This is a genomic window from Pelagibius sp. Alg239-R121 (assembly GCF_947331435.1).
In the GTDB taxonomy this organism is placed as follows: Bacteria; Pseudomonadota; Alphaproteobacteria; order Kiloniellales; family Kiloniellaceae; genus Denitrobaculum.
In genome coordinates, this window is record NZ_CAMZOF010000029.1 from 1 (window position 1) to 7,628 (window position 7,628).

Annotated in this window: 6 protein-coding genes; 1 reads left to right on the top strand and 5 read right to left on the bottom strand. The window is 47.0% G+C overall.

What is annotated here, in order from left to right; translation table 11 throughout:
* Positions 1–294 precede the first annotated feature (294 nt).
* The 5 genes from QMZ18_RS36630 to QMZ18_RS36650 all read right to left on the bottom strand — a co-directional run bounded on the left by QMZ18_RS36630 (position 295) and on the right by QMZ18_RS36650 (position 5,721).
* Positions 295–1,446, bottom strand: coding sequence for an MBOAT family O-acyltransferase (locus QMZ18_RS36630; protein WP_282611398.1), 1,152 nt, complete (start codon positions 1,444–1,446; stop codon positions 295–297).
* 2 nt (positions 1,447–1,448) lie between these two features.
* The gene (locus tag QMZ18_RS36635) at positions 1,449–2,282 is read right to left on the bottom strand and encodes a hypothetical protein (protein WP_282611399.1); all 834 of its coding nucleotides are present in this window, start codon (positions 2,280–2,282) and stop codon (positions 1,449–1,451) included.
* Entirely contained in the window at positions 2,283–2,528 is a 246-nt protein-coding gene (locus tag QMZ18_RS36640; protein WP_282611400.1) for an acyl carrier protein, read from the bottom strand.
* A gap of 173 nt (positions 2,529–2,701) precedes the next feature.
* The gene (locus QMZ18_RS36645) at positions 2,702–3,715 is read right to left on the bottom strand and encodes a hypothetical protein (RefSeq protein ID WP_282611401.1); all 1,014 of its coding nucleotides are present in this window, start codon (positions 3,713–3,715) and stop codon (positions 2,702–2,704) included.
* Between the two features lie 500 nt (positions 3,716–4,215).
* Positions 4,216–5,721 (bottom strand): class I adenylate-forming enzyme family protein, encoded by a 1,506-nt coding sequence (locus tag QMZ18_RS36650; RefSeq protein WP_282611402.1) that lies wholly within the window; start codon positions 5,719–5,721, stop codon positions 4,216–4,218.
* 117 nt (positions 5,722–5,838) lie between these two features.
* Here QMZ18_RS36650 and QMZ18_RS36655 point away from each other — a divergent pair, with 117 nt between their 5' ends.
* Positions 5,839–7,353, top strand: a complete 1,515-nt coding sequence (locus QMZ18_RS36655) for an aldehyde dehydrogenase family protein (RefSeq protein WP_282611403.1) — start codon at positions 5,839–5,841, stop codon at positions 7,351–7,353.
* Positions 7,354–7,628: the final 275 nt, after the last annotated feature.

Consider the following 7,628-nt stretch of genomic DNA (forward strand, 5'->3'; position numbering starts at 1 on the left):
CCTGGTCGCGGCGTAACCGAGCAGGGAATCCACTTAAGAAACGACAAGAAACTGCTCAAACAAACCGAACCACCTCTGTGACAGCTTGCTAAAGGTTTCGAGTGAGCGTTAGAACTGGAACAGTGCGATGTTGGGTAGGCGCCAAGATATAGATTTGGAAGTAAACAATCATCTGCGTAAGTATGTGAATATCGTTCGGCGCTAAGCGGAAAAACTTGAAACCAACCGAGCCGCCGCCCGGAAAAACGCACGCAAGACTATGGAGACTAAGACTGCGGACTGGCATATGCTGGTTTATGGAAATGTGAGCATTCTCAATGTAAGATTCAACCCACTTTGAAAAGAATCTAAGTTCGCGAATGTTTGTAGCCAGGCTACGTAAGAAATCGTAAAGAAAAACCCGAGTAGGGCTTGTACCTTGTGGAAAGCTCGAGGTTGAGACTTCAGTTTTGGCATCAAGATACGTCGGTAGAGATGATAGCCGGCGACAGCAAGACCGTGCATCACCCCCCAAAACAAGTAGTTTGATGTGAAGGCGTGCCAAGCTCCAAATACGATGAAGGCAAAGAGTGTCGCTGCGTAGTTTGACCAATCCTTTTTTATGACTCCCACAATCGGAAAAAAAAGGTACCGCGCGATCCAGTTACCCATCGAGATGTGATACCGCTGCCAGAATCCCTGAATGTTAGTGACAAGCAGTGGTCGATTGAAATTTTCAATCACCTTGATGCCAAACAAATATCCTGAGCCGATGGCTATCTCGGAAAATCCGACAAAGTTCAAATAAGTATAGAAAAACTTCAGTCCCACGAATGTCCAGGCGGTTGAGACCGAAAAGGCTTCAAACCCCTCCGGTGTTGAGAAGTGACTGCCCGAAAGCAAACCATCGATTAACGCATCACATATGTAGTGGACGAGGAAAATACCCCACACAATACGCGCAGCGCCAAGGATCAACTGATCCATCTCGGGTTTGCTTCGTAATTGCTCGGCATCGAATTTTTCAATGCGCTCTACTGGTCCAATCGTGACAAGCGGGAAAAAAAACATGAACAGAGAGAGTTGGCGGAACGAATAGCTTCGTTGCTTCGCATAATTATCAATGACGATGCCGATCGACTTCACCGTCGAGAAGGCAATTCCAAACGTGTAAAGCGCGCTCAGGTCTGCAAACAGTCGTGTGCTGATCATTGGAATCAGCGCAGCAATGATTGAGAGTAAAAGGGTTCGGCGGCGTCTGGGGACGACTACTCTGTTGGAAAGGTATGCAATAGTAGTCAGGTAACCAATGGCTAAGAAGCCGCCTGGCGATATACTAAACACAAATATTGCGGACAGGGTCGCCAGAATAACTGTTCGGTATCTCACAATGTTTGACGGAATTGCCCAAAAAATAACTGCTGAGGCTACGAGGGCAAGGATATAAAATTCTAGATCAGCAAGCACGTTCAGTTCTTTTTAGTTTCACAACCGTTCGCCAACTCCTGTTGCGCGGTTTCGATTCCGACAAGTTGCAGGTTGGGCGCTCCATATTTCCCATGCGCAATTTCCTGCGGGAACTGCGTGTCGAAGTATTCAAGTACATCTGATGCGGTGGAGTAGTCGGAACCCGCCCGGTCTTGAACAAGTGTTACCGGTAATTGTACAACTTTGATGCGTTCAAAAAGACGTCCCCAGTTCTCCAGGTTTTCGTCGACGTTTGAGAGTTGGACAGGGAAATGGCTGGGACGATCTGCTGCCCCAGTCGGTTTCGCATTTCCCAGCCATACGGAAAATTCTTCAATTATGTAGAAGAAGCGCTTCGTAAGTTTGCTTGGCCAGAAAAGGGAGGAGGTGCTCGAGAGGTCAGAAAAATAATTGACGTTCTGATTGACTCCTCGAGAGGTCATCCGCACCAGGAAATACGGAGAAAACTGTATAAATACGCGACAGTAATTCGCTTCGATTCCCCGTACTTCCTTCAGCTTCTCGATCTGCTCCAACGAAAACGTTGCGTCATAAGGGTCAAATGAGTTTATCTCGATTTTTTGTACGGGTTGTTTAATGCTCAGACGTTGGAAAAAAAGTGAATCACCAATCACCAACGTGTCATTGAAGACCTCTTCCGGTTGCATCAGATGTGATTGCAGCTGCATGGACGATTGTTTCTTAAACGCGTCAGGCAACAGCCACCACAAGAGGCCCGATGAAACAAATATGGAAAGAATGGCGCTCCAGACTGCGATGGCAGTAGATGCGAATAAGATTTTTTTTAGTGTCTCAAATATTAGCAAAGCATGCATCTAGAACCCGCTTAGATCTAGAATCTTATTTATGGTGTCTAGTTCTTCAAAACTGATCGAAAAGGCATCGATTTGAGCTCCTAGGTCGGTGTCGAGAAAGGAGATCAGATTGACGGCTTCCAGAGAATCTAGTGTTTCACTCGAAAAAAGCGGTGCGTCAATTCCGAGTTCGGCAACGTCAATTCCGCTTTTGTCGGCGAGATAGCTCTGAAGCTTCTCCTGCGCTTGATCACGAGTTAGCAACATCTCGATACCCTCAATAATTTTCGTAGATCGCTTGAATTGTGCTCAGCGGCCAGAAATTCCTAAGATAAATTACTGCCAGAGCCAAAAGGCTGTACGCAAGTATTTTGTTAAAATCCAGGCGTATAGGACTGAGAAGGGACGCTTTATCTAATCGTTGAATGTCAGCCAAAACCTCATAGACAGCCTTCCGGATTTGGGCATTTTTTTTGAATGGCTCTAAAAAGCCAAGGAAGGTATTTTTCGCGTCCCTTGCTGTATATATGCGCTTCATCTCTACGACCCATAGTAGCCAATTCATGTTCCAGGTGCCTTGGAAGAACGAGTAAAGGCAAACCATACTTTTCTTCAAATATTTCCGATGTTTTCAAATCCGGATTCGCGCGTGTTGAGCGATTCAGATATACGAAGAACAGCGACACCTCATGTCCATCCGCGATTTTTTTTAGGGCACGTATGTACGTGTCATTAAAGCTCTCGCGGTCATCGTCAAAATTCCAAACATACGGTTTGTCTGTTTTCGTTTTGTTTTGTTCAGTTACGTTGTTCAGAACATCTAAATTGAATCGGTAATCACCACTGTGGCAGTTCCTCGTTTTTCCTTCTTGATGTACAAAACGATTGCAAATGCTACGTCCTGTATTTTTCCCTAAACAAGATGGGACTTCCGGCGGTATTTTAAGCTTTTGTTTGATCATATCTGATATACCACGAATTCCCTGAAGCGGGTTCTCGGAAGAGACGGCGGACAGAGCAAGTGGAATATCGCTGAGTTTTGCGACGGATAAGAACTTCTCATGCAACTGGCCTGGACGTGCAGCGAATTGCCTTGGTTCGAGCATTATTACGGCAGTTTTTACCTTGCGTCGTTCTATCAGATCGCGGAACACGACATAGCTCTTTTCTAAGCTGAAGTGACTCTGCGACATGTTGTAAACGACTCGGTTGGGTTTACCGATTGCTGCAAGTTTCCGTTCAACATCATCGGCATCGAAAGACGTCATCATACGGGAGCCGCCGATTCCTACGAGATCAATGGCACCAGTATTTTCATAGATGAGATAGTAGATACAATCTGTGCCGACATACCGCACCCTTGTTTCTTCGCCCCGCGCAATCGTGTAGACAGCAATGCCAATTACGAGTGCCACAACAACCACTACTTGCAATTCGGTTGAATTTAACTTCAACTAACTCACCTTATTGTTCGCCGTGTCGGGGAAAGTTTCTCGATTTTCTAAAACCGCTGCGCTTCATTTTTAAGCGGGGTTCTCACCCAAACATCAATTAGCTGCGAGTTAAAAGCTCTCTTAACCATGCTTTCAATCGTTTTCTGCTCACGTGGAAAAACAGGTTCCGTGCAACAGGTAAAAAGCAGCTCGAAATCCGAGTATTTAGTTGCGACGCCCGGATACGCTTTTTCGGGCAATGCCATTGGTTTGTCAAAGGCAAATTTCGTGTATGCCGTGGAGCACAAGTCTCAAACCTGATTGCTGAACAACACATATGACCCATAGACTGTGCGGATCGACTACTGAATTATTGATGATTAAAACACGACCGTCTAGGACTCGTCATTTTCGTTAAATGGACCCTACCATGGCCAAGCCATGAACAGAGTTTGGGGGGGCACTAGGAGGAAAATAGCTCTTTTTCTTAGGAAGCAATCGTTGAGACTCCCATGAAGCGTTCAAGTTCGCTGGCCTGCTTTCTCTTCGAGTTTTTGAAAGAGAGCGTTGCGGATGACTTTCCCAGACCCTGTACGCGGGATGATATCTAATTTTACAAAATCGGCGGGAAGATGGTTTGCAGGCAGTAGGGGGCGCAACGCCTTCATCACCTCGCGCTGTAGGAACGTAAGGTCGTCTTTCATCACAACATATGCAATTGGAACGGCGCCAAAAATCTTATCTTCTCTTGGTAGAACAGTAGCATCACTGAAGAAACCGGTTGCCATCAAAGCATCAGCGATTGGCAGACACGAAACCTTCAGGCCAGACCGTTTGAACACGCTGTCGGATCTACCTGAAAGATAGAGGTGCCCATTATCATCTAAATATCCGAGGTCGCCTGTCTTAAAGCCACATGAGGTCAAAGCTTTAGCAGTCGCTTTTTCGTTTGCGATATAGCCGGCAAAACAACAATTGCCTTTTGCATAAACATGACCAACCTCAAATGGCTTACATTTTTCGTCCGAATCATTGCGCACCTCAACGACCATACCTGGGATAGCGCTACCCACTGACCCCAACGCGCGCTGCGTAAGACCCGGTGAAAGGGTGCAGAGCCGACCAGCAACCTCAGTAAGGCCATAAACCGTATGTACCTCTATGTCTGGCCGGTGATTCGTTAGACTCTCGATAATCTCGGTCGAAAGATGATCACCCGAGGACATAACCCAACGCAGCAGTTTCAGCGCCTTGGATGCCGCTTCGGCTATGAAGCGCAACTGTATCGGTGCGCCTCCAAACGCGGTAATTTCGTTGTGTTCGAGTTCCGCAATGAGGTTCTTCGGCATTAAACGCTTCTCTGTTCCCACAAACACTGCGCCAGCTAGGATCGCGACCAAAAAATGTGAGATGGAGGAGATGAACCTAAAGGGAATTGCTATGAACAGCCGGTCCATCGGACGCAACTGGATGCGGGACTGGGTCGCGTACATATTGCTAATAAGCATGTCGTGCCTGATCATCACACCTTTCGGCAAACCAGTCGTGCCTGAAGTGTAAAACAAGCCTGCAAGAGCCCCAGAACCGACTGATTCAACTTCGAATTGTTCCAAGGTTTCTCGAGCTAATTCAAGCGTGCTTGGCATAGCGCCGTCGACAGATTTCAGAGTACCAAACGCGGGTGGTAATGTACCAAACTCGCCAATGAAGTGTGTGGGCTGACTAGAACTGAATATCTCTGTGGCGTGATCTTCCGATATATCCTTTTCGAGGGGTATAGGAATTGCGGCAAGAGACCAAAGTGCGATCATATCAATCCAGAATGCACTTCCGCGACTGGATATGACAATTGTCCTTGTTTCCCGTGATATGCCGTGGGATTGAAACAAACGGCGACGCTTGCTGATGCTTTGTCTGAACGTTCTGCGTGTAAAACTATCGCCTTCACATGAAGCGCAATGATCGTCATTTCTGCCTGCTAAAGCTGTTAACAGAACATACGCACAGTTAAACTCTTTCTTTTCCATCCAACGCTACTCGTCGCCAAATTCTATTGAAATTGTCTGCCATCGTCGGCAACGTCATGTAAATCAATGCATCAGCCATCTCAAGCAACATTCTTCAATTTTCATAAAGGCAGGCAAATGACTACGCCAACGCAGGTAGCAAATTCGACGCTTCGCTGCAAAATTGCGCGCGATATGATTTTAGGTCTTAACGGCAAGTGGTTTTTGAATGACAGACTAGTGTCTTCCGAAGGTTCTCCGATCGAAGTTGTCAACCCAGCGTATAATCAAAAGATCGGACACACGCCGAATTGCACTCGGCAGGAAGTTGACGCTGCAGTCGACTGTGCTGTAGCCGCATTCCCTGCCTGGGCCGCTCACGAAGCCAAAGACCGTGCTTATACCCTAGGACACTGTGCTTCGATTATCCGAGATAATGCTGTGGAGCTCGCTGTTCTCCTCGCATTGGAATCAGGTAAGGCACATCGTACCGAATGTGTTGGCGAGGTTAATTTGCTTGCGGACATATTCACTTACTTTTCCAGCTTCGGCACAGAACTTAAGGGAAAAACAGTACCCTTTAGCCGTTCGGTTTTGGCGGCAACGACACGAGAGCCGGTAGGGAGCGTCGCTGGAATCATTCCGTGGAACATGCCCCTCATGTTCTTAGGGTACAAAGTCGCGGCACCTTTGATTGCTGGGAACACCGTCGTTTTGAAGGTTCCTGAAATCGTTCCCTTTACGGTTCTGAAGATCATTGAAGCTATAGGCGCGTTGCTGCCGCCAGGTGTGGTTAATGCAGTAGTTGGATACGGTGCCGATACTGGCCAAATGCTTGTTGAAAACCGCAAGATTCAAAAGGTTTCTTTTACGGGATCGGTTGAGTCTGGCAGAAAGGTTTATGTCACAGCAGCTAAGAATTTGAAGCAGGTGAATCTCGAACTTGGTGGGAAGTCTCCAATGCTGGTGCTCCCAGATTGCGATATGCATACTGCCGTTTACGGTGCCGTCTCAGGCATACGCTTCACTCGGCAAGCGCAAAGCTGCACTTCGTCCACGCGAGTTTACGTGCCGAAAGAGCGTCTCGATGAATTCGTCGAAAAGACCGTTTGTGAGGCTGGAAAGCTGAAGATGGGGGATCCTCTGGACGACGCCACAGACACTGGCGCAATCGTGTCTAGGGCGCAAAAGCAGAGAATTCAGGGGTTCATTGATCGCGCGATCCAGGGTAATCAGATACCTTTCATAGCGGGCGAACTCCCGAAAACAGGTGGACTAGAGGACGGCGCTTTCATTCAGCCGCATTTCTTTGTCGATCCTCCTCATGATTCAGAAATTGTCCAAAAAGAAGTTTTTGGACCTGTCATGTGTGTCTTTGGTTACGAAACCTTGGATGAGCTCGTGGATAAAGCCAATGATGTCGAATACGGGCTTTCTGCGAGCATCTGGGGTAAGGATATCTCGACCTGTATGCATGTTTCGAAGAAAATCGAAGTTGGGTTTGTGCAAATTAATCAAAATGCAGTCATGTTACCCGGCCTGTCTTATGCAGGAACAAAATTGTCCGGGTTCGGCAGTGAGACCTCGTTGGAATCAATGATGCAGAGCTTTACGAGAGAAAAGACCACGATAATAAACATCGGTTCTTTGTAAAAAAAACAGAGCGGTGCGAACTAACAGTTTTTACAGAGAATGTTTGTGTGAAGATGGTAATCGGCTGACAGTTGTCGCTCCTGTGTCAGGTTAGCTTACGGTTCTTTCGATTTCATACTTTTTTGTTTTTTCGGTTTGGGCGGGTGATCGATGAAGGCCATGACGGGAGTTCTGCCGCTCGTCTTCGGGTACTGGTTGGGTAATCCCCCCGAAATTTAGGGGTGTTTGAAAGTAGAATTTTCTCGAATGATTAAGGAGGAGATTCTGATGAAGAA